The following is a 21,176-nucleotide window of genomic DNA, read 5'->3' as shown; positions in this document are numbered from 1 at the left end:
AAGGTGCAGAGCAATTTGTCGCCTGCATCATGACCAAGCGTGTCGTTGACGCGTTTGAAATTGTCGACGTCGAGGAGAAGGAGCGCGAATTCGCCGTCCGTCGCCTCGCACCTGGCGAGAACCTGCTCCACCTGCGTCTGGAACAGCGCGCGATTGGCAAGGCCCGTGAGGCTGTCGTGATTGGCGCTCCAGGCGACCTGCTCCTCGGCCACTTTCTGGTGAGTCACGTCGCGGGAAATCACGAGCAGCTTTGCCGGCGCGCCCTTTTCGCCCGGGATGGGGGAAGTCACGATGTCCCACCATTTAGGCGTGCCGGTCATCGTGGGCACGCAGGCCGTCAGGTGGCCGAGCGCTCCCTGCATCGCAGCGCTTATGGCCGTTACGGCGGCGGGGCGGGCGTCCGGAGGGAGGAGGCTGGGCCAATGTTGCCCAAGCATCTGGGACTTGTCGACGAGCTCCATGGCTTTGCAGCCGGCATCGTTGACGAACTGGATGACCCCTTCAAGGTCCAGTATCTTGATGCAATCCGGGCTTGCTTCGATGATCCCCCGGCAGAGCGCTTCGCTTTCGTGCAGCGCCTGCTGCGCCAGCACGCGCTCATGAACGTCGGTGCAGGTGCCGAACCATTCGATGCGCCCGTGTTCGTCGCGCGCGGGATGGCCGCGGCTGATCACCCAGCGAAAGTCGCCGGAATGGTGCCTCAAGCGGTATTCGCACTCATAGCGCGAACCCGTCTGCCTCGCGTTGGCCCAGGTGGCGAGCACCCGCTCCCGGTCGTCGGGATGAAGCAGTTCGGAGCGCTCCAGGTCCAGGCCATGGCGGCCGATAAAGTCGACCCAGCGGCCATTGTAGAATTCAGCGCCGTCAGGCCCTGAGGTCCATACCATCTGCGGAATGGCATCGAGAACGGTCTTCCAGCGCCGGGCGCTTGCCTGTTGGGCCTCTACGGCTGCGGCGAGCGAGAGTTCGAGCTGCCTTTGCTCGGTCGCATCGGAGATGATGCCTTCCAAGAACAGTGGCTCGCCGTCGGCTGCGCAGATGACATGCCCGCGCTCATGAACCCACCTGATCTCGCCCGATCTGTGGAAGATGCGGTAGTCGAGGTTGAACACCGTCCGATTGTCGATGCCGGTTCGGACCGCTTCCTCGACCGCAGTCAGATCCTCCGGGCAGATCAGGTCCGCCCACGACAGCTCTTGCTCCAGAGCCTCCTGCCGATAGCCGGTGAGCGCCTCGATGCCCTTGCTGACGAAGGACATACGCCAGGGTGCGGCCAGCTCGCAGCGGTAGAAGACCCCCTGAAGAACCGACAGGACGCTCGAGAGCTCTCGCCGCGCCTCCCGGGCCGCCTGCTCCGCCTCCCAGCTGCGGCTATCGGGCTCAGCCGCTCCTGCTATTCTATCGATGGGTGGAGACCCGCGGCGCCTGTTCCCGATCGCGGCTTCGGCAGCTCTCATTTCCAGTCATCCCCCCCCGGCTGCCCTGCCCCTGCAGGTCGCTCTACGTGCTTTATGCGGTATCAACCCTTTCCGAGTTCTTGCCGCCCGACATGCGGGTCGCGCAGGGGCGGCGTTAACCAAAGTTCAGCCTTTGGCTTCCGGGCCGCCGCTGCTAGTGCGCGGCAGAGGCAGGACGATGAAAGCCACGATCTATCACAACCCGCGCTGCGGCACGTCACGCAAGACGCTGGAAATCCTAGAGCAGGAGGGCGCCGAGGTAAGCGTCGTCGATTACCTCCAGCACCCGCCTTCCAAGCAGGAGCTGAAGCGGCTGTACGACCGCGCCGGGCTTCAGCCCAGCCAGGGCCTGCGGGCAAAGGAAACGCTCGCGTCCGAGCTCGATCTCATCGGCGGCCATGTGAGCGAAAATGCAATCCTGGACGCGATGATCGCCAACCCGATCCTGATCGAGCGGCCGCTCGTCGAGACGGAAAAGGGCGTGCGCCTGTGCCGGCCGCAGGACGTGGTCCGGGAGATCCTCTAAGCTTGCGCTTCTGCTGCATTGCAGCATAAAGGGCTGATGAAGATGAGGTCGATTGCCGTCTACAGCCTCAAGGGTGGGGTCGGAAAGACGACCATTTCGGTCAACCTCGCCTGGTCCGCCGCCGCACGATCGAACCGCAAGAGCCTGCTCTGGGACCTCGACGGACAGGCGGCCTCCAGTTTCCTCCTCGGCGGCGGCACCAAAGGCAGCGGCGAAGAAGCGCAGGCGGTGTTCGCACGCGATGTTGCGCCCTCCAAGCTCATCCAGCCGACGGCGACGCCCGGGCTCGACCTGCTTCCGGCCGACGCATCGCTCCGCCAGCTCGACCGCTTCTTCTTCACGCTCGGCAAGAAGAAGCGGCTCGAGAAGCTGCTCGAACGGCTTGGCCGCGACTATGAGCGGATCGTCCTCGATTGCCCGCCCGGCCTCGCCGAGACCAGCGAGCAGGTGCTTCGGGCGGCCGACCTCATCATCGTGCCGGTGATCCCCTCCCCCCTCTCCCGCCGCGCGTTTGACGAGGTCGTGGAGTTCCTGGACCGGCACGAGATCAGGCGCGGCGCCGTGCTCCCAGTCTACAACATGGTCGATCGGCGGCGCTCGATGCACCTCGAGGCGCTCGAGGCGAACCCCAAGTGGCCGACCATCCCGATGGCAAGCTCGATCGAGGCGATGTCGGCGCGGCACGAGGCGGTGGGAAGCTTCGCGCCGCGCTCGCCGGCCGCGGTCGCGCTGTCGGAGCTCTGGGCGGCGATCGAGCGGCGCCTCGGCCGCACGCCAAAGGACGGTTGACCGGGAACGGACGCTTCGTCCAAGCCCGGGCTATGGCGGTTCTGGACCCGGACCTGTTGCTTCGCGCCTATGCCATCGGGGTCTTCCCGATGGCCGACAGCCGGGATGCGAAGGAGGTTTTCTGGGTCGAGCCCAAGCGCCGGGCGATCATCCCGCTGGACGGCTTTCACCTGTCGCGCTCGCTCCGGAAGACGATCAGGTCCGGCCGTTTCACCGTCACCCGCGATACCGCCTTCGCCGACGTCGTGACGCTCTGCGCCGAGCGCGACGAGACCTGGATCAATTCCTCCATCCAGGAGAGCTTCGCCGAACTGCACCGGCTCGGGCACGCACACTCGATCGAATGCCGGGAAGGGGATGAACTGGTCGGCGGGCTCTATGGGGTGAAGCTCGGCGGCGCGTTCTTCGGGGAAAGCATGTTCTCGCTCCGCACCGATGCTTCGAAGGTGGCGCTAGCCTGGCTGGTGGCGCGGCTGAACGTCGGCGGCTACCGTCTGCTGGACTGCCAGTTCATGACCGAGCATCTGCGGAGCCTCGGCGCCGTCGAGATCTTGCAGAAGACTTACGTTTCGATGTTGTCGGACGCGCTCTCTTCGGCGGGTGCCGGGGCCGGGCCGGAATTCGGAGCATTGGAGCGGCTCTTGGGCGCCGAATCCTCGCGCACGGTGGATGCGGCGGCCTCCGGGTGCGTCATTGCGCAGCTCTTGGGCCACACGTCGTAGATCGGGTGCTCGACGACGTTCAGCGACGGCGTCTCCTTGTACAGCCAGCCTGAGAAGACGCGCTGGAACTGACCCTGGGGGTTGCGCACGTCGAGCTGCACGAACGCACCGGTGAGCTTTTGTATCTCCCACGGGGCGCTGGTCTCGCAGGCGCGGAGCCGAACGATCACGTCCCCCGCTCGAAGCGCCTGCCCCGGCTTCAGGGTCAGCTCGCGCGAGATGCCGTTGCGCTTGTTGAGGAGCCCGATCACCGCCGTCCGCTCCGCCATCGGCGTCGTTCCGGGAGCAAGCGCAGTGACGGTCTGCGGGACATCGACCGTCTCCGGCTCCGCCTCCGCGCCATTCTGCTTGGCCTTCGGCTCGGGTACGTCGCGGCCACAGGCGCCGAGCGCCAGCGCGGCGGCAATCGCAACGAGGCTGCCCGCGCGGATCAACTCTTATTCCGGAGTCCAGGCCTGATAGTCGCCGCTCGCGGCCGCACGCTGGCCGCCGCGCTCGAGCGCGCCGGACGGACGATAGGCTTCGGCGGTGCCGGTCCTGTTCGGAAGCGGCTCCTTCAGGAACTTCGGCGCCGGAGGAAGCGCTTCGTCGGGGAGCCCTTCGATCTGGTGGTGCATCCAGGAATACCAATCGGGCGGGATCCGGCTCGCATCGTTGGAGCCGTTATAGATCACCCAGCGGCGGTTGCCCTTCTTCGCCTGGTAATAGACGTTGCCGTGAAGGTCGGTTCCGACGCGGTCGCCGTTCCGCCACGTGAACAGCGACGTGCCGACGGTCGCTCCGTTCCACCAGGTGAAGATCTTGCCGAGGAAGCTCATCGGCTTCCGCCTAGCGCCGTTGCCGGGTGAGGCGCAAGCTTGCTTTCTACGGCTGCGGCGCCTGCGGCCCGCCGGTCCAGATCACCTGATCGCCCTCCTTGAGGCCAAGCTGGGCGGCGCGGCCGCCGGCGATCTCCAGAACTGCTGCGACGGGGCCGTAGGAGGTGACCGGCTCGAGCGACTTCGGAACCGCATTGGCTCCGATCCGCTCGATCCTGCCGTCGGTGCGGATGAAGATCATGTCCAGCGGGATCAGCGTGTTCTTCATCCAGAAGCTTGCCGGACGCGGCGGATTGAACGGGAACAGCATCCCGGCCTTGGGCCCGAGCGATTCGCGGAACATCAGCCCCTGCGCCTGCTCTTCCGGCGTCTGCGCGACCTCGACCGTGAATTCATGGGCCTGTCCGCCGCTCCGGATCTGGAGCGGGATCAGCGGCAGCTCGGAAGGAGCCGCGGCGGACGAGGCCGGCTGCGGTGCGGAAGGCGGTTCAGCCGGCGCCTGCGGCTCGGAATTGCAGCCCGGCAACGCCGCCGCGACCATGAGTGCGGCCGGCACGGCCCACCTCATCCTTCCTCGACTTCGACCGCCAGCGGCCCCTTCCGCCCCGTGGCTATGCGCGCGCGAAGCGGCTGATCCGGCACCAGATCGGCAAGGCCGCCGCGCCGGACGGTCTCCATATGGATGAAGATGTCCTGGCTGTCGTCGTCCTCGCGGACGAGGAAACCGTAGCCCTTGAGCCGATTGAACCATTTCACCCTTGCCGGCTCGAACTCCCCGGCCTGCTCCAGGAGCGAGGAAGGATCGATGCGCTCGGACTTGGCGGAGGAGGACCGTACGACGTCCGGCACCACCGCGTTGGTCAGATCGATCGACAGGATCCTTTTGGCCTGAAGGCCGCGCTCCTGCTCGGCGACCAGGCATTCGACCACAGCGCCCTCGGGAAGGCTGCGGCGATCATGCTCCTTCAAAACGCTGAAATGGACCAGAACGTCGCCCGGCACCTGCTCGCTGACTAGGAAGCCGAACCCGCGCGTCGCATCGAACCACTTCATGGTCCCGGTGACGCTCAGCAGCCCCTCGTCGCCGGGCACGCCGGCAGCTTCGGCGGCGTCGGGACGCGTCGAACCCTCGTCTGCAGACATTTCCCGACGCGAATTCATGAGACCCCGGTCCGCGATACAATCCACCTTGATTTAACATGGCTTCGGCGGGCTTGTGAACCATTCCGACAGGTTTTTCTAGATGTTGTCCGAATCCGGGATTTCTCCGGGCGAAGCTTCGAGCACCCGCCGGACCACCTCCATCGGGTGGCCGGCCCGCATCATTGCGGCGAAGGCCTTCTGCCGCGCCTCCCGGTCGAGTTCCACCGCCGCGAAGGGGCCGATCCGCCTGCGCTCGGCAAAGCGGAGCGCGGCGGCAAGCGCGCCTTCCCGCGCCTGTGCATTGGCATCGGCCGCATCCTCCTCGCCGATCCCGGCCGCTTGAAGCGCCTGCGCGACCCGGCGCTCCCCATAGCCGCGCCGCTGCAGCGAAGCCGCCCGCGACGAAGCAAAGGCGCCGTCATCGATATAGCCGAGGTCTTTGAACCGCTTGATCATGGCGTCGAGATCCGGCCGCTCGCCCTCCCAGCCCCGCTCCCGCACCTTGCGGGTGAGGTAGGATCGGAGCTTGGCTCCAGTCGTCGCGTAGCGCCCGACGTAGAAGAGCGCGAGCCGCTGGAGGCCCTCTGAATCGAGCGGCGGCCGCGGCGGTTTGTGTCGTTCAGGTTTCACGCGGCCATCATTGTGCCATAGTCGGGCGGAATTAAGAACGCGCCTGAAACCATGAAGGCCGGGTTTGGCGTGTCCGGCCGCGATTGAGCAATAATGAGGATTTGGCAAGACGTGCTTCAACAAGCTGAAGGCAAGCTGCAGGCGCGCAGCCCCGGCAACGGTGAAGCGCTGGTCCCGACGCCGACGGGCGATTCCCTGCCCCGCCGCTTCGCCGACTTCGACACGCTCCAGGACGCGCTGGATTATGCCGCAAGCGGCGCGCGCGGCCTCAACTTCCACGATCCGCGCGGCCGCCTCGCCCGCGTCTACAGCTTCCGCGAACTCCGCGAGGATGCGCTCGCCGCCGCCTACCGCCTCGTCGCCCGCGGCGTGAAGCCCGGCGAGCGGGTGGCGCTGATTGCCGAGACGGGCGCTGAATTCGCCGCCCTCTTCTTCGGCGTCGTCTATGCCGGCGCCTGGCCGGTGCCTCTACCCCTCCCCACCTCGTTCGGCGGGCGGGACAGCTATATCGACCAGCTGGGCGTCCAGCTCAGGAGCTCGGACCCGAGCCTCCTTTTCTATCCGGCCGAGCTTGCCGGAATGGCCGGAGCAGCCGCCGAAGCCGCCGGCATCGAAGGCATCGAGTGGGAGGCCTTCGCGACCGAAGCCGCGGAGCCGGCGCAGCTCCCGAAGGCCAGGACCGGAGACGTCGCCTACCTTCAATATTCGAGCGGCTCGACCCGCTTCCCGCACGGCGTCGCGATCACCCACCACGCGCTGCTCAACAACCTCGCCGCCCACAGCCACGGCATGAGCGTCAGCGACACCGATCGCTGCATCAGCTGGCTTCCCTGGTATCACGACATGGGCCTCGTCGGCTGCTTCCTCTCGCCCGTCGCGAACCAGGTTTCGACCGACTATCTGAAGACAGAGGACTTTGCGCGCCGCCCGCTCGCCTGGCTCGACCTCATCAGCCGCAACGAGGGCACGACGCTCAGCTATTCGCCGACCTTCGGCTACGACATCTGCGCCCGCCGCGTTTCGAGCCAGACCAACGTCGCCGAGCGTTTCGACCTCTCCCGCTGGCGGGTTGCGGGCAACGGCGCGGACATGATCCGGCCGGACGTGATGCAGGCTTTCGTCGATGCCTTCGCCGATGCCGGCTTCGACGCGAAGAGCTTCCTTCCGAGCTACGGCCTTGCCGAAGCGACGCTAGCTGTCTCGATCATGCCCCCGGGCGAAGGGATCGTGGTCGAACTGGTCGAGGAGACCCTGCTCTCCGGCGGCGAGCGCGGCCGCGACCGCCCGCAGCGCTACCGTGCGATCGTCAATTGCGGAAAACCGGTCCGGGACATGGAAATCGCGATCCGGGACGAGGACGGCAACCCACTTCCCGAGCGCGCGATCGGCAAGGTCTATGCCCGCGGCCCCTCGATCATGGTCGGTTATTTCCGCGATCCGGAAGCGACCGACGCCTGTCTCGACGGTGACGGTTGGCTCGACACGGGCGACATGGGCTATCTGTCCGGCGGCTACATCTACATTGTCGGCCGCGCCAAGGACATGATCATCATCAACGGCAAGAACCATTGGCCGCAGGATATAGAGTGGGCGGTGGAGCAGCTGCCGGGCTTCAAGGCGGGCGACATCGCCGCTTTCTCGATCACCACTCCGGGCGGCGAAGAGACCCCGGCCGTGCTCGTCCAGTGCCGCACGTCGGATGCCGATGAGCGCGGGCGGCTCCGGGAGGAGATCCGCGAGCGCGTCCGCTCGATCACCGGCATGAACTGCGTGATCGAGCTCGTGCCCCCGCGCACCCTGCCCCGCACCAGCTCCGGCAAGCTTTCCCGAGCCAAGGCCCGCAACCTCTACCTCTCCGGCGAGATCCAGCCCTACGACATCGCCGCGTAGCCCGAGCGGCGCGAAGAGAGCGAAGCGGCCGGCCAGCCTGCGCGAAGCGACAAGACCGACGTCACGGGATTCACTCCCGTGACGGCCCGTTCGCCGAGTTTTGGAAAATGGCAGGAGTGGAGGGACTCGAACCCACGGCCCTCGGTTTTGGAGACCGATGCTCTACCAGCTGAGCTACACTCCTGTGCCCGACCGAGCCAGTAGCGGCACTCTTCCCCGTCCGCAAGCGGAGCGAACGCACCACCCGCGACCGCCCTTGCCTTCACCCCACGCGAGCGCTATCTCACCCGTCTCACTAAATTGGAATGCTCGGCTGACCGGCCCCCCGGTCCCGGGCGGCTGTCCGCAGGATGAGGAACGAGGCGCAAGTGGCAAGGGTCAATCCCGGCGAATTCTTCCGGCAGGTCAGGGCCGAGACCGGCAAGGTGGTCTGGCCGACGCGGCGCGAGACGCTGATGACCGGCCTCATGGTCGTGATCATGACCTCGCTCCTCGGCCTGTTCTTCTTCGGCGTCGACAGCGCCTTCAGCGCGCTCGTCCGCGGCCTGCTCAGCCTCCTCTCCTAAGGTTCAAGGATCATCATGTCCCGCTGGTACATCATCCACGCTTATTCGGGCTTCGAGAACAAGGTCCGCGACGCGATCCACGCCGAAGCCGCCCGCCTCGGGCTCGAGCAGCTCGTCGAAGCGGTCGAAGTGCCGACCGAGAAGGTGACCGAGGTCCGCCGCGGCAAGAAGGTGACGAGCGACCGCAAGTTCTTCCCCGGCTACGTGCTCGCCAAGCTCAACATGAACGACGACGTCTACCACCTCGTCAAGAACACGCCCAAGGTGACGGGCTTCCTCGGCTCGGGCGGCAAGCCGCAGCCGATCAGCGAGGCCGAGGCCGCGCGCATTCTCAACACCAAGGAAGAAGCCGCCGCCGCCGCGCCCAAGACGCGGGTCAGCGTCGACTATGAGATCGGCGACCAGGTGAAGGTCCTCGAAGGCCCGTTCGCAAGCTTCAACGGCCTCGTCGAAGAACTCGACTTCGACCGCGGCCGCGTAAAGGTCGGCGTCTCCATCTTCGGCCGCGCCACGCCCGTGGAGCTCGAATTCGAGCAGGTGGAACTGGCGAAATAGGTTCATGCCTGCTTCGACGGCGCCCGTCGATCAACGAGGGGCAGCTCTGCAGTGGGTATGAATGCCTCGACGCCCTAGATGCCGAGGCTGGAAGCTCCAAGAGAGCTTCTTCGAAGGCTAATTATCCGAGCAACTGTGGTGCTCGTCTCGGTGCGCTTGTTGCTCCCACAAATCCGCGCCGCAACGTGAACAGAATTCTTCAGGCGAGAACGCCACGGGGTTGATCATGGTCCCAACCAACGATCTCTCAGAATAGATTTCCCGCCTGAACGCGGATTTGCCGCATATCCTGCAGCGACAAGCGAAATAGCCCGTCAGCACCACAACCGTCGGTGCAGCCATGAGCACGAAAATCAGGCTTCGATCGGGCGGCACCAAGAAGAACCATACCCAAAGCGGGATCATGAGCGAAGCCGCTGCCCAGAAAAAACGCCAACCTTTCTGATACGTCGACATTCAAACCTTCTGCCCGCGCATTTGCTGCGGCTGGCAACGGGAAAGATTCGGTGGAGCTGCAGCACCTATGGCGCTCAGATCCGATTGCTCGGGGGAATAAACCGGCCGAAAAGCCCTGCTGAGACCTAGCCTCTCAAGGTCCACCGCGAGGCCTTCAGTACTTGGCCAGGAGCCCCTGACGTTAGTGATGCCCATCTTTCCAAGTTGCTTCGGAGTCGGGACGAAGGCGCTGTGGCGCCAGCCCATGCCATAGTGGTCGGGATGACTCGCCGGCTGGCGGTTGTCTTCAACGACGCAAACGGGGTTCATGATCCTCGCCACTTCCACCATGATCTCAGGGTTCACGTTGATCTTGCGATAGAAAACCGCTTCGGCCTTTCTTTGAGGACCAAACACCTCAGCACCGGCACGTGCACTCGAGCGTCGAAGGAAATGCTCCATTGCCGTAGGACTGGAATGAAACGCTATTATCGAGCCGGGCAGGACTGTCTTGTTTTTGGCGGCGACAAAAATCAATTGAGCGCAGCCAGACGCGCACAATCCCTTAACGACAACATCTATCTGTTGATCGTAAACGGCGTTAGCGATTTCTAGTGCCGCTACGCCGTCTCCGCCGCCACTGCTTATATGGAGGGTCTTGACCTTTGATCATGCTTTTCAAGGATATCCCGAATTGAACGGGCGGCTTCACCTGTTATCTTTCCTTGAAATTCGATCCTGTCCTCAACATGCTTCACATAAAAAGGCTGCGCGTGAGGGGGGGCGGCCGAAGACGAACAGGAAGGTAATGTAAGCATTGCGGCTGCTGCACAAGCGAGTGGAGAGGGCCTCATCCGCATAGTATCTCCGATTGAGGCGCCCCGCGCCGCGGGCGCGGGGGCACCTCGGTAATCGACGTTATTGGCCCGGGGGCGGGGGCGCATCGTAGGGCCGTCCGAACTGGTCATACAGACCGTCGGCCAGCCCTTGAACCACCCCTTCCGCCCAATTCGTGAAATTGGTTCCGTAGGAGGCCGAAACGCCGGGTGTCCCCGTGACCCAAGCAGTAGCTGCGACGGAGCCATCTGGATTGTAGCTCGCTCCTGCACCTGGCAGACCATTGGCTGCAATGGCGACCCCGCTGAGATAGGCCTTCACATCGGTTGCTTGACCGATCGTTATATCCACAGGGATATCGGGGCCTATGGCAAGCGAAGTATAGGGAAATATGTCCCCATCTCCGTAGAAAACTCCTGCTCCTCCGAAGTAGGCGCTGACGCCGATGCACCCAAATGCACTCGAAGCATATTATGACTGGAGCATATCATAATTGAGGGTGGGCGATCACGAGCGATGGCCTTCAAGAGAGAAGGCTGCCGACCGGCGGTGCAGCCGAAGGCTGCCCCAGACTCTCGTCCGCTTGATGAAGAAGGCGCATGAAAGGGCAAAAGTCGCCGAAGATCTCCGCCCGTCTCAGACAAATCTCGACCTCGCCGAATGTGGCTTTCGCGATCTCTCTTATGGGAAAGAAAAACCCGTCACGGATGCGGGAGCCCAAAGCGAGCACGTTGAAAAGCACGCGAGCTGTTCGACCATTCCCGTCTAAGAAGGGATGGCAATTGAGTAGCAGGACATAGAGCACGCAGGCAGTCGCAAAAGGTGCGTTCTCGATGTGGCGCCCGCCAAAGGTTCGAGCTTCAGCCAGCAGCTTGGGGACGAGGTGGGGATTCGGGAAGATAATCCGAACCCCCCGAGCATCGGGTGCGAGAGCTATGTCTTTCGTACGCCATCGGGGCCGGGCGCCGAGACATGCATGATTGATGAACTCTAGCGCGCTTCTGAATGCTTTCGGTGAGGAGAAGATATCCGACTGGCTGTTGAGCGTAACCAGTTCGACTGCAACCTTATGCTCCAAGAGCACTGACCTATCCTTGGAGGCCGGGGCCGATGCCTGCATGATCGCGGCATTGAGCAAACTCGTCCGATCGACCAGTTCCGCCAAGCGGCCAAAGTTCGCATTCGACATCTCCGCGACCGCCAAACCATTGATCGTCTTGGGAGCCACGGATCTGCAGTGCTCCATCTGCTCATCAGACGGAGGCCGAGCTGGGTCCCTCCGAATGAGGGTCACGGACGAGCGTGGGTCGTGCAGCAATCGAGGGAGCTTCCGTTCCCCAGAGACCATGAAAGCAGCATTGCCCAGACAAGGGAGCCGTGGACGGCCAGCATCGCGATCAGGGGCAAAGCGGCCAGGCCGTCATCGCTCTGTGCGCCTGAGTAGATGACGCTTGATACCTTCACGAGAACGGCCACAGTAAACACCCCCTTCGCGGCAGGCGTGCTGCTCCTCGCCGCCCAGAAGGCGAGTCCGAGAAAGACGAGGCCTATTGCGATCTGACTGAGAGATGCGACGCCCCGAGGCAACGTACCTCCATAAGTCCAATCCCCAAAGAGGACCCATCCGAGGGACGCAACTGCAAAGACCATCATCGCTGCTTCGAGCTGTTTGACTTTCCGACTACGCATCTTTGACCCCTCTCAACATATCGACTCGAGCGATCGACGTGCGCCGCTCTCTAGGGAACCCTTGGAGCACAGATCCACAGATGAAGCGGAGAAGCTCAAGAAACTGGCTTCAATGAAAACTTCCCAGCGTCCAGCTGAACCGAATACTCGGTATCACCAATGACATAATGTTCAGCATTCTTGGCAACCATGCGGAGCAGCCTCGCCACGCAATCCGAGTTATCCACACAGACGCCCGTCACCGGCCGGAGCCCGAAGTCTTCCGAAAGCTGCTTCGAGTTCGGAAACCAGAATTTGACCTCGGAAACAATGCGGACTTGTCGACATGCTGTTGCTCCGTCACCTTCAACCAGCTTAGGCCGCAAAATCGACATCTGTTTTCTGAACGCATCGTATTTCATGGAGGTTCGCGCGCGAAACTGCTGAAACTTCGCGTCAAGTGCGCCATAGCAGTGGCCGAAGTCGCGGCGCTTCCCGTCCAGGTACAACTGCCGGGCGATGGCTGAATTGTGGTGAAACCCGATGAGGGCGTCCCGAAGGATGAGGCTCTTTGCGTAGGTCTGTGCCGCAGGAAGGAGTATCTCGGCACAAGCAGAGACGCATATGCCCATAATGACGATTTCCGGACGTCGTTCTTTGATGACTTCGGCCACTTTCAGGGCGACCTCTGCGGAGCCCCCTTCCGAAGCAACGACGACAGGGGACCGCGCCGAAGTCGCCCTCAGGAATCGCGAGTAGAATCCTTCGTCAAGCTTCCCCACCACGACGCTGGCAGAGAAAGGATGGACTCCGTCATTAGCCGTAGCGCCGCTCGGCGCACCGCTGAGAAGCAGCAGGTTTGTTACGACTTCGATCAATAGCCCATCCTCACTCACACTCTGACTCACGAACGACTGCAGGTCCTTAATACGGGTTTTCTCCCGCATGGGTCCCCGGGGCCTGCGGGTTATCTCCGCTGAGATTCGTCCCGCAGAAAATATCGGCTTCAACCGGAAAGTCGTACTTGTTGTCCCAGGTGCCGCCATTGATCAGCCCCACCGCAGCCACAAGGCAAGCGGCTTCACCCCACGTTGTCTCGGACCAAGTATCCGGATAGCCGTCCGTCTTCTGGTCGGTTCCGCCGGCGACGAGGATGACCTCTTCTTCCGACAGAGTGCGCAGGCCGGTATGTTCCTTCGAGACCACTTTCATTATCAACTCCCCTTATCCTTGAAAGCCTAATCGAATCAAGGTCTTACTGCGTTAACCTTATGCTTCGGCGATTCGCAAAGGCCGTTTGGTCGGTTTTGGATGTAACCGGAGACGCCGCCCGCCGATCAACGACGGGCAGCTTCTGCAGTGGATATGAATGCTTCGACGCCCTAGACGCCGATGAATGGCCGGGTGCTACGAGATTGAAATTGTTCAAGGCGTCTATCTGAGGCCCGTGGACAAGTTTCTTATTCCACTTAGCGCCATGTTCTTTCTCCCGATCTTCTATTTTCTTCTCTCCTCTCCCTTCTCCCTGCTCGAAAAGGCGATCCCGCTCGGCGTCTTCGGCATGGCGGGAATGTGGTCCCTCTATTTGCGCTTCATCACCGATGCGCGGCTTCGGCGGGGGGTTTCCGCCGAAATCCTCGGAACCGACCTGATCGTGCGGCGCGGCGGCCGGACGCTGTGCACAAGTCCGCTCGGCAACGATCATTGGTTCGAGCCGGGATGGCGCGACCGACATGGTGTGGGCTCCATCCCCCTTCCGGGACAGGGCGCGGTCGATCGATATTTCAGCAATTTCGATATTTGGTTGCCGTCCCGGTCGCCCTGCCAGCGGCTTGAGTTCGTTCGCAACGTGAGCGACGTGGTGGCCAAGCTCAACCATCGGCCTCCCACCGAAGCCGGAACGCCCGCGTCGCTTTAGCTTTAACTCACGGGCGTATCGCCTAGCTGTCAGGGCGGTCAAATTGAAGCCTTGGCTCGCTGCAAACGCAGCTGAGGCAGTCGAAGCCGCCTTGAGAATATAATATAGCTCTTTGCCTCACCACTAGTCAGGTCGAGCACGCGCTGCCGAAGGAACAGATCAGGAACTAGTGCGTTGTCACGGCGCCCAAACTTCAAGGAGAGATTGATGGGTGACGACCTCACAAACCGTGGTCCGCAGGACCGAAGCCGCGTAAACGTTAGCGAGCCATGGGAGCTACGCTACTGGACCCAACACTTCGGCGTCACGGAGCAGCAGCTTCGAGATGCGGTTCGCAATGTCGGGGTCTCACGAGACGCGATCGAGCGGCACTTGCGCGGTCGCTGAACCAAGAAGTTCATCATGAGGGCTCCTGCCGCTGCCGTAGCCCGACCGCAGAAGCGGGGCGCAAAGCGCATCTTCCGGCAGAGCAGGAAATTGGTTCAGCGAATCCGATCCCGAATTAATCCAAGCCTCTGTGGAGCCGGATAAGGTAGGAGTAGGGCCCGGTCACCCGGCAAAGCAGACCGCTCCCGGCCGAAACTTCTTCGATCTGCACGAACGCATCCCGCCACCGCAGGTAGGCTGGCAAGGGAGGCAGCCAGCGCTCCGGATTGCCGGCGTGCTGAAATCCACTCCTCCTTAGACGCTCTCTGATCAATTGGAGGTCCTCAGGCCCCGAGATAAGCTGGGCCCCGTCCGTAAAGCGCAGCATGCAGAGTCCGCCAAAAAAACCCGAGACGACGTAGATCGGATATTCCGGGCGGAAAGCGGCTGCTCCTACTGCTACCATCCCAGTCAGTGCTATAAGAACAGCCGCCTTGGACCGGTCGGACAACAGCCATAGCCACCCGCGAATTCCGCGTCGCTGGAACGTCACCGACGATTGCTTCACCAACACGAAGCTAAATCACTCACCTTGCAGCGCCTGGTCGATGCTGTCCATGATCTGCGGACCATATTCATAGATAACGTAACCAGCTAAGGCTCCCGCGGCTACCCCGGCAGCGACGCCAACCGGTCCTGCGAGGGCACCGTATTCCGCTCCAATGATACCGTACTCTGCCGCGAGCCCAACTCCCTCTGCTGCAGCGCCTCCATGCTCAAGGAGCTCGGTGGCCCGACCTTCCTAGGCGGACAGTCGCTCTCCGCATCGGGAACAAGTCTTTTCCGGAAAAAGCCTGGTCATCCAGATGCTGCCGCTCCAGCGATCACCCCAGGGATTCAAGTCCCTGAGGTAAACCGACTTGCCGCAGGACGCACATCGAAAGGCGATTGCCGCCAGGCTCCAGATTACCCCCAACACCCACAGCACGATGAAGCAGGCGTGGATCCGCGCGGGCCAGGAGAGCCAGGCAGCGGCTACAAACAGCAGGCCGGCGGCAATCAGTGCCGAGATGCGCCTCGCCAGGATCGGGTCGCCATCGTTCCTGAGGCCGGCCATCTAGGAGGGCCCTCCGCAGGTGCCAACCTCGGGAAGTTGCTCTACAAGAGGAGCTTCGGGCCTGAAGTTGCGAATTTCATCGAAACTCAAAGCGGCTGCGGGAACCCCGTCTGCAGACACGCCAATCCCGCCCATGTAGTCCTCCACGTCGGATGCATAGCCCGCTGTGAGATCGATAAGGCCAAAGCCAAAGCCCAGCGACTGATAAGCATACACTTCGCCGCCGCCATAGCCGCCGCCGTATACGCCGAGGGAATAGCCAATGGAACCAAAGTAGGCACCTTCGCTGGAACCCTCAGAGACGAGGTCGGTCCAAAGCAGAAACCGGGCGTCATCCATCTCCAAAGTGGTCCTATCCCACGGGCCTGGCGACGGCGCGAGAAGGGGGTGTTGGGCGGCTTCAAGGGCGAGGCGCCGAGGTTTTTGAGGATTTGGCGACGGTGAGGCCGAGGGGCTGGAGGTGTTCGGGATCGTCTTCGGACGGTTCGCGCGCTTCGGCAACTGCCTGGGCGAGCGCTGTGGCGAAGGCGGGATCCTTGAGGGGTCGATGTGCCGCCCTGCGCCGTACTCCTGGGACCTGACCGCCACAGCCGGTGCTGTTTCGTGGACGGCGAACCAGTACTAGCGGTTCCCCGGGCTAAGTCCCGATAAGTGGTAAAGAATGAACAAGATGACGATGACAGCAAGCATGATGCTCCGGTGCCTCGTGGCAACGCCAATCTTCTTCAGCACGAAAAATGTTAACGCAAGAGCGCCGGCCAGGGTCACGAAAAGCAGAAGGCCGTAAAGGATCTGTTGTTGCATAGCCCGGCTATTCCAATTCGCGGACGCGGGCCGAGCATAGCGGCAACTGACTTGGAAGGTGGCTCTCGAAGCTGCCGCCAAAGGCGAAAGATGTCCCGGTCTTGAAATGCTGCCTTGCAAGGCGCGCGGCCTCTGCCGCATCCGCCGGCCAGTAGCCGGAGAATTTTATTCCCGCGCGGTCGAGTTGCGCACGGCTGGGAATCCAGAATTGGTAAGTCGTTCGAACTCGAGGCGAGTGATCCCGCAGGGTGGGCAATGCCTCTACACAAACAGGGGCCAATGCTTTGAACGATCCAATTAGCAAGGCCTTATGCCGTGCGTTGGAAATGAGCTTGTCAGCTTCGGCTGAGATAGGTTGCGATGACCGGAAGATGGTGCGGTACGGTTCTCCCGCAGCGAAATACCTTCTCGACCAGCCACTTAACGCCAGCGCACTGCCGTGAAACCCAACCACGCTGCCGTGCTCAATAATGGCCCGTGGCGATGCTGGGAGCAGAATATATTGTGCGCAAGCCGACATGCAGGCTCCCTCAACCCTTACTTCCACCTGGCGCTGTACTACAATGCGGCCAATAGCCATTGCGGCACGTTCGTTCCCCCCATAGCTAGAGACGGTGAGCTGATTCGCGCCCCTCCGCAGTTGGGCGACGATCTCATCACTCTTCTCCCAGTCGATCGTACCTGACAGCTTAACGGGTGATGGAAGTTGAGCCGCCTCCACTCGAAAGAAAGCGGGAGAGAGCAAAGAAGTGCCCACAGAGCCCGCCACCAGCAGCACACTCAAAAGGCGCTTCATGACCACCCCCCCCCCTCAAGTTTACTGGTCGTCCAGGTTGTCTTGATAGATGATGCCAAGGCCGAGCTTCAAATCTCCGAACTTGTTCGCGCCACTGATATCAAGGCTCGTCGGTTTTGTATGTAATTGGAGACGCCGCCGCTTTGGGCTGGATCTCCGTGCAGCGGCCGTCCGCGATCAGGAACATCCGGTCGGCGGGGCGGATCGCCTGCGGGCGGTGGGCGATCATGATCCGGGTGATTCCGAGTCCATCCAGCGCAGTCATGACCGCCGCTTCCGATGCGGCGTCGAGATGGGCGGTGCCCTCGTCGATGAACAGAACGCTTGGATTGCCATAGAGCGCCCGCGCGAGCAGCACGCGCTGCTTCTGGCCGCCGGACAGAGCGGAGCCCATGTCGCCCACCAGGGTATCGTATCGGAGCGGCATCCTCTCGATGTCCGAGTGGATATGCGCGAGCCTCGCCACCTCGGCCACCCGCTCCATGTCTATGTCGGGATCGAAGAAGGCGATGTTCTCCGCGAGCGAGCCGGCGTAGAGCATGTCGTCCTGCGCGACCGAGCCGATCTGGCCGCGCCAGTTGCCGAGGCCGATGCTGGGAAGCGGCTGCCCGTCCACCAGCACCTGGCCGTAGCTGGGCTCGAACAGGCCCATCATGATCTTCATCAAGGTCGTCTTGCCGCCCCCCGACGGCCCCACCAGCGCAACCATGCTTCCGGGTTCGATCCTGAGGTCGACGCCCTTCAATATCTCGGGCTCGCCCGCGCCGTAGCGGAACCGGACCTGGCGCAGTTCGAGTGCACCCGACACCGCGCGCGGCGCTGAGGCGAAGGGGCGGTCGGCCTCTTCGGGCCTGGACAAGGCGATATCGGCGATGCGGCCGAGGTGCACGTCGAGCAGGCGGTAGCCGATGACCTGCTCGACGAGCCGAACGCCCGCATCCATGAACTGCTGCTTGTAGCTCTGGTAGGCGAAGATCATGCCCACGGTGAACTCGCCTTTCATCGCGAGGGTTATGGCGATGTAGACGAACAGGATCCGCTCGATTCCGGTGATCGCCTGGCCGGCCGCGTCGAAGCCGGCGCTCATCCGGCCGAGCTTGATCTCCGCATTGACGGCGGCCGCCTTCTGCTGCTGCCAGATCCTCTGCCGGTTTCCCTCCTGGCCGAAAGCCTTGATCGCGGCGACCCCGCGCAGCGATTCGATGAACGAGCTGTTTTCGCGCGCCGCGGTGGTGACCACATCCACGTTGCGCGCGCGCATCGTCTGCAGGAAAGCGACGCGAAGGCAGACGATGAGCAACAAGGCGGCAACGGCGATCGCCGACAACAGCGGAGAATAAAGGAACATCAGAGCAAGGGTTACGACCGACATCAGGCCGTCGATCAGCCCGGCGATCAGACCCCTGCTGAGCAGATCCGAAATCGGCCTGGTGGAGCCGAACCGGGAGATGACGTCCCCCACGTGCCGTTTCTCGAACCAGGGCAGCGGCAGCCGGAGCAGGTGCCGATAGAGATTGACCACCACCTGGTAGGAAAGCGAGCTGCTGAGCGACACGAGGATCAGCGAGCGAAGCCAGCTGGTAAGCATGTTGACCAGCACGAGCCCGCCGAACCCGATCGCCAGCATCTTGAGGAGATCGGCGTCGAAGCTCGGGAAGACCGTGTCGACGGCGAGCTGGAGGTAGAACGGCATCGCCAGCGAGAACAGCTGAAGCACGATCGAGAGGATGAGCACGCTCCTCAGTGACGACCACAGGCCGGACATGCTCGACCAAAGCTGGCCGATGCGGAGCGGCGACCGTTCAACTTTCGGCCTGAAGGCCTCGGTTTTCATCAGCTCGAGGGCTACGCCGGTGAAATGACGCGAAAGCTCCGCCTCGCCGATCACGCGCGCGCCCTTGGCAGGATCGTGGATATGGTAGCGGCGGCCGCGGACACCCCGCGAGACCTTCGTCAGCACGACGAAGTGGTTGAGATTCCAGTGCAGCACGGCCGGCAGCGCCAGCTGGTCGAGATGCTCGATGTCGCCGCGCAAGGGACGCGAGCTGAAACCGATCTGCTCGGCGATTTGCATCAGGCCTTTCAGGGTCGCGCCTTTCAGGGAAAGGCTGAAGCGGCGCCGAAGCGTCGGCATGTCGGTATCGAAGCCGTGATGGCCGGCGACCATGGCGAGGCACGCAAGACCGCACTCCGCCGCTTCCGTCTGCTGGATGCAGGGCGTCCGGCGCGTACCGCCGAATTGAAGGAGATCGACCGGCTTCACCGCCGCATCACGGCGTTCAGCGGCTCGAGCAGCCAATCGAGGAACGACCGGCGATCGAGGATGATGTTGGCGGTGAGGGTCATTCCGGACTGGAGCGGAAGCGTCTCGCCATAAGCCTGAATTTTCTGCTCCGAGGGCACGACGCTGATGCGGTAGACCGGCTCCTCGATCTTCAGCGGCGCATCGAGCTCCCGCGGATCGATCACAACCCGGGAAATCCCCGCAATCCGGCCGGTAAAGCTGCCGAACCTCTGATAGGGAAAGGCATCGTAGAGCAGGCGCACCTCCTGCCCCGGCTTGACGAAGCCGACGGCGCGGGTCGGCGCGTAGATGTCCGCACGGAGCTCCGATGCTTCGGGGACGATGACCATCAGCGGCATGCTGCCGTCCACGGTGCGGCCGACGGCGGTCTGGAGCGCAGTCACACGACCCGCGATCGGAGCGGTAATGACGTAAGACCGTTCACCCTGCAGCCGCGCGCGCTGCTGGACCAGAGCTTCGCTGGACGACTTTACGCTGGCCACTTCAGTGCCGCTTACCGCCGCCAGGCCGGCCAATTCGGCGCGGGCGCGGGCCTCCTCGGACGCAATCGATCCGAGCTGCTGCTCGAGGCGGCTGAGCTGTTGCCGCGCAGTGAGATATTCCTGCCGGCGACGCTCCGCCTCGATCCGGCTGACGAACCCCTTGTCGGCGACGCTCCGGAGCTGCTGATAGGTCTGCTGGACAGATGCGACGAGATCGCGCTGGAGCGCCACCTGCTCCATCAGGTCCGTGCGCTGCTGTGCGAAACCGGCGAGGGTTGCGGCCAGCCTCGCCTGCTCGCTCCGTGCCTTGAGCCCTGAGAGCCGGATCTGCTGGTCCGCCAACACCCGCTGGGCCTCGATTGCATCCAGGCTGGTTCCGATGGCGCTTTCCCCCGCATCATTCGCCTGCTCGACCCGAACGGCCATGAGCCGCTGGCCAGGCTGCACGAGGTCGTTCTCGCGCACGGCAAGCTCCGTCACCTGGCCGGGGCGAATGGCGAGAATCTTGCTGGACGCCTTGCTCGTGACCAGAATACCCCGCGCAGTCTCGGTGCGGGTATATTGGCCGAGCGTCAGCCAGGCGGTCACGGCGGCGGTGAGGGCGAAGAGCAGCAGCACCAGCACCTTGGTACCCAGCGGCTGCGCCAGCACGATTTCGCCATGGACATGTTCGCGCCGCGCAGCGGCCACTTCCGGCCGGAAAAGCGGCCCCGGTGGTGCGTTCATGGATCACTTCCCGATTCGGAGATGCCGCTCCCCTAAGTGAAAAAGCCAAGCTGTTTCAATCGAGTAGGCGGGTTTCTGCGGGAAGAGTTATCTCCAAAGTGGTCCTATTATCACGCAGTCCGGTGGCGCCTCCCCTCCCCCTTCAGCGGTAGCCGCGGAGGGCGTGGAGGGCTTGGGCGACGGTGAGGCCGGGGGGCCAGTCGGGTCGTTCGTCTCTGCCCGCTTCGACTTCGCGGAGTCTCCATCTTCGGCCGCGCAACGCCCGTAGAGCTGGAGTTCGAGCAGGTGGAACTGGCGAAGTAAGACCAGCTTTCCGCATCGGCGAGTGCTGCGGCGGAAGCTAGCTTCCCGCTCTCGGCAGCTTAGCGCCCATACCAGCCATTCAGGCGCCCACGGCTTGATGGCTGCTTAGCGCCAATAGCGGTCGTTCAGGGTGGCGTCGCAAGCGCTCGTAAGCGGACGTCTGTTCAACCGGATTGCGAATGTTTTTTCCGAACCAAGCGGGGCCTTGCCGCGGGGCCTGGACTTCCACGAAAGCGGCCGTTTCTGCGAAGGTTTTAGGGCGTGGACCGTCGCGCCATCTGCTTCACCTCGGACGCGAACCTGCGGCTAACAGGAACAACCGC

At 63.0% G+C, this 21,176-nt stretch carries 23 protein-coding genes, 1 tRNA gene and 1 pseudogene; 8 read left to right on the top strand and 17 right to left on the bottom strand.

Going from position 1 to position 21,176, the window contains the following annotated elements; all coding sequences use genetic code 11:
- Nucleotides 1-1,457: PAS domain-containing protein (locus VF662_RS08095; protein WP_464139700.1), on the bottom strand; the 1,457-nt coding region annotated here is incomplete at its 3' end.
- 178 nt (nucleotides 1,458-1,635) lie between these two features.
- Between VF662_RS08095 and arsC the strand changes: the two genes are divergently transcribed.
- The 3 genes from arsC to aat are packed head-to-tail and all read left to right on the top strand — an operon-like array spanning nucleotide 1,636 to nucleotide 3,494.
- Complete coding sequence (gene arsC / locus VF662_RS08090; protein ID WP_464139698.1) at nucleotides 1,636-1,983, top strand: arsenate reductase (glutaredoxin); 348 nt, start codon at nucleotides 1,636-1,638, stop codon at nucleotides 1,981-1,983.
- Nucleotides 1,984-2,025: 42 nt separating this feature from the next.
- Nucleotides 2,026-2,772 carry a ParA family protein gene (locus VF662_RS08085; protein ID WP_464139696.1) on the top strand — a complete coding sequence of 249 codons (747 nt, stop codon included), beginning with the start codon at nucleotides 2,026-2,028 and terminating at the stop codon, nucleotides 2,770-2,772.
- A gap of 32 nt (nucleotides 2,773-2,804) precedes the next feature.
- A complete protein-coding gene (gene aat, locus VF662_RS08080; protein WP_464139694.1) occupies nucleotides 2,805-3,494 on the top strand; it encodes a leucyl/phenylalanyl-tRNA--protein transferase in 690 nt (229 codons plus the stop codon).
- Nucleotides 3,495-3,529: 35 nt separating this feature from the next.
- On the opposite strand, the pseudogene VF662_RS08075 reads toward aat, so the two are convergent.
- The 5 genes and pseudogenes from VF662_RS08075 to VF662_RS08055 all read right to left on the bottom strand — a co-directional run.
- Nucleotides 3,530-3,763 (bottom strand): annotated as a pseudogene (locus VF662_RS08075) (DUF2155 domain-containing protein); the annotation flags it as partial.
- A 168-nt stretch (nucleotides 3,764-3,931) separates the two neighbouring features.
- Nucleotides 3,932-4,312, bottom strand: coding sequence for an NADH:ubiquinone oxidoreductase subunit NDUFA12 (locus VF662_RS08070; RefSeq protein ID WP_464139692.1), 381 nt, complete (start codon nucleotides 4,310-4,312; stop codon nucleotides 3,932-3,934).
- Between the two features lie 46 nt (nucleotides 4,313-4,358).
- Complete coding sequence (locus tag VF662_RS08065) at nucleotides 4,359-4,868, bottom strand: DUF192 domain-containing protein (RefSeq protein ID WP_464139690.1); 510 nt, start codon at nucleotides 4,866-4,868, stop codon at nucleotides 4,359-4,361.
- A gap of 8 nt (nucleotides 4,869-4,876) precedes the next feature.
- Nucleotides 4,877-5,455: a cold-shock protein gene (locus tag VF662_RS08060; protein ID WP_464139688.1), complete on the bottom strand. Its 579-nt coding sequence runs from the start codon at nucleotides 5,453-5,455 to the stop codon at nucleotides 4,877-4,879.
- Between the two features lie 96 nt (nucleotides 5,456-5,551).
- Nucleotides 5,552-6,085, bottom strand: a complete 534-nt coding sequence (locus tag VF662_RS08055) for a regulatory protein RecX (protein WP_464139686.1) — start codon at nucleotides 6,083-6,085, stop codon at nucleotides 5,552-5,554.
- Between the two features lie 93 nt (nucleotides 6,086-6,178).
- On the opposite strand from VF662_RS08055, the gene VF662_RS08050 reads away from it, so the two are divergent.
- Entirely contained in the window at nucleotides 6,179-7,975 is a 1,797-nt protein-coding gene (locus VF662_RS08050) for a fatty acyl-AMP ligase (RefSeq protein WP_464139684.1), read from the top strand.
- Nucleotides 7,976-8,083: 108 nt separating this feature from the next.
- Here VF662_RS08050 and VF662_RS08045 read toward each other — a convergent pair.
- Nucleotides 8,084-8,159, bottom strand: a tRNA-Trp gene (locus tag VF662_RS08045).
- A 184-nt stretch (nucleotides 8,160-8,343) separates the two neighbouring features.
- On the opposite strand from VF662_RS08045, the gene secE reads away from it, so the two are divergent.
- Together secE and nusG are read left to right on the top strand one after the other, a co-directional pair.
- Nucleotides 8,344-8,541 (top strand): preprotein translocase subunit SecE, encoded by a 198-nt coding sequence (gene secE, locus VF662_RS08040; RefSeq protein ID WP_464139682.1) that lies wholly within the window; start codon nucleotides 8,344-8,346, stop codon nucleotides 8,539-8,541.
- A gap of 15 nt (nucleotides 8,542-8,556) precedes the next feature.
- Complete coding sequence (gene nusG / locus VF662_RS08035; protein WP_464139680.1) at nucleotides 8,557-9,096, top strand: transcription termination/antitermination protein NusG; 540 nt, start codon at nucleotides 8,557-8,559, stop codon at nucleotides 9,094-9,096.
- Nucleotides 9,097-9,213: 117 nt separating this feature from the next.
- On the opposite strand, the gene VF662_RS08030 is transcribed toward nusG, so the two are convergent.
- From VF662_RS08030 to VF662_RS08010, 5 genes are all read right to left on the bottom strand, one after another.
- Nucleotides 9,214-9,552, bottom strand: coding sequence for a hypothetical protein (locus tag VF662_RS08030; protein ID WP_464139678.1), 339 nt, complete (start codon nucleotides 9,550-9,552; stop codon nucleotides 9,214-9,216).
- Nucleotides 9,553-10,068 (bottom strand): hypothetical protein, encoded by a 516-nt coding sequence (locus VF662_RS08025; protein WP_464139676.1) that lies wholly within the window; start codon nucleotides 10,066-10,068, stop codon nucleotides 9,553-9,555.
- An 823-nt stretch (nucleotides 10,069-10,891) separates the two neighbouring features.
- On the bottom strand, nucleotides 10,892-11,596 hold the full coding sequence (locus VF662_RS08020; RefSeq protein WP_464139674.1) for a Fic family protein: 705 nt from the start codon (nucleotides 11,594-11,596) through the stop codon (nucleotides 10,892-10,894).
- A gap of 556 nt (nucleotides 11,597-12,152) precedes the next feature.
- Nucleotides 12,153-12,914 carry a hypothetical protein gene (locus VF662_RS08015; RefSeq protein WP_464139672.1) on the bottom strand — a complete coding sequence of 254 codons (762 nt, stop codon included), beginning with the start codon at nucleotides 12,912-12,914 and terminating at the stop codon, nucleotides 12,153-12,155.
- A gap of 46 nt (nucleotides 12,915-12,960) precedes the next feature.
- Nucleotides 12,961-13,248 carry a hypothetical protein gene (locus tag VF662_RS08010; RefSeq protein WP_464139670.1) on the bottom strand — a complete coding sequence of 96 codons (288 nt, stop codon included), beginning with the start codon at nucleotides 13,246-13,248 and terminating at the stop codon, nucleotides 12,961-12,963.
- A 265-nt stretch (nucleotides 13,249-13,513) separates the two neighbouring features.
- Here VF662_RS08010 and VF662_RS08005 point away from each other — a divergent pair, with 265 nt between their 5' ends.
- Both VF662_RS08005 and VF662_RS08000 read left to right on the top strand, forming a co-directional pair.
- Complete coding sequence (locus VF662_RS08005; protein WP_464139668.1) at nucleotides 13,514-13,954, top strand: hypothetical protein; 441 nt, start codon at nucleotides 13,514-13,516, stop codon at nucleotides 13,952-13,954.
- Between the two features lie 207 nt (nucleotides 13,955-14,161).
- A complete protein-coding gene (locus tag VF662_RS08000; protein ID WP_464139666.1) occupies nucleotides 14,162-14,341 on the top strand; it encodes a DUF3606 domain-containing protein in 180 nt (59 codons plus the stop codon).
- A 781-nt stretch (nucleotides 14,342-15,122) separates the two neighbouring features.
- Here the strand turns inward: VF662_RS08000 and VF662_RS07995 are convergent.
- The 5 genes from VF662_RS07995 to VF662_RS07975 all read right to left on the bottom strand — a co-directional run bounded on the left by VF662_RS07995 (nucleotide 15,123) and on the right by VF662_RS07975 (nucleotide 20,550).
- Nucleotides 15,123-15,437, bottom strand: coding sequence for a hypothetical protein (locus tag VF662_RS07995; protein ID WP_464139664.1), 315 nt, complete (start codon nucleotides 15,435-15,437; stop codon nucleotides 15,123-15,125).
- On the bottom strand, nucleotides 15,438-15,776 hold the full coding sequence (locus tag VF662_RS07990; protein ID WP_464139662.1) for a hypothetical protein: 339 nt from the start codon (nucleotides 15,774-15,776) through the stop codon (nucleotides 15,438-15,440). It abuts the gene before it with no gap.
- Nucleotides 15,777-16,248: 472 nt separating this feature from the next.
- A complete protein-coding gene (locus VF662_RS07985; protein WP_464139660.1) occupies nucleotides 16,249-17,037 on the bottom strand; it encodes a hypothetical protein in 789 nt (262 codons plus the stop codon).
- Between the two features lie 100 nt (nucleotides 17,038-17,137).
- The gene (locus VF662_RS07980; protein WP_464139658.1) at nucleotides 17,138-19,300 is read right to left on the bottom strand and encodes a peptidase domain-containing ABC transporter; all 2,163 of its coding nucleotides are present in this window, start codon (nucleotides 19,298-19,300) and stop codon (nucleotides 17,138-17,140) included.
- Nucleotides 19,297-20,550 (bottom strand): HlyD family secretion protein, encoded by a 1,254-nt coding sequence (locus VF662_RS07975; protein WP_464139656.1) that lies wholly within the window; start codon nucleotides 20,548-20,550, stop codon nucleotides 19,297-19,299. The genes VF662_RS07980 and VF662_RS07975 overlap by 4 nt, the downstream gene beginning before the upstream one ends.
- Nucleotides 20,551-21,176: the final 626 nt, after the last annotated feature.

The sequence above is a fragment of the Allosphingosinicella sp. genome (genome assembly GCF_036387215.1).
Classification (GTDB): domain Bacteria; phylum Pseudomonadota; class Alphaproteobacteria; order Sphingomonadales; family Sphingomonadaceae; genus Allosphingosinicella.
The sequence above is the reverse complement of the archived record's forward strand: the minus strand, read 5'-3'. Positions and strand labels throughout refer to the sequence as shown.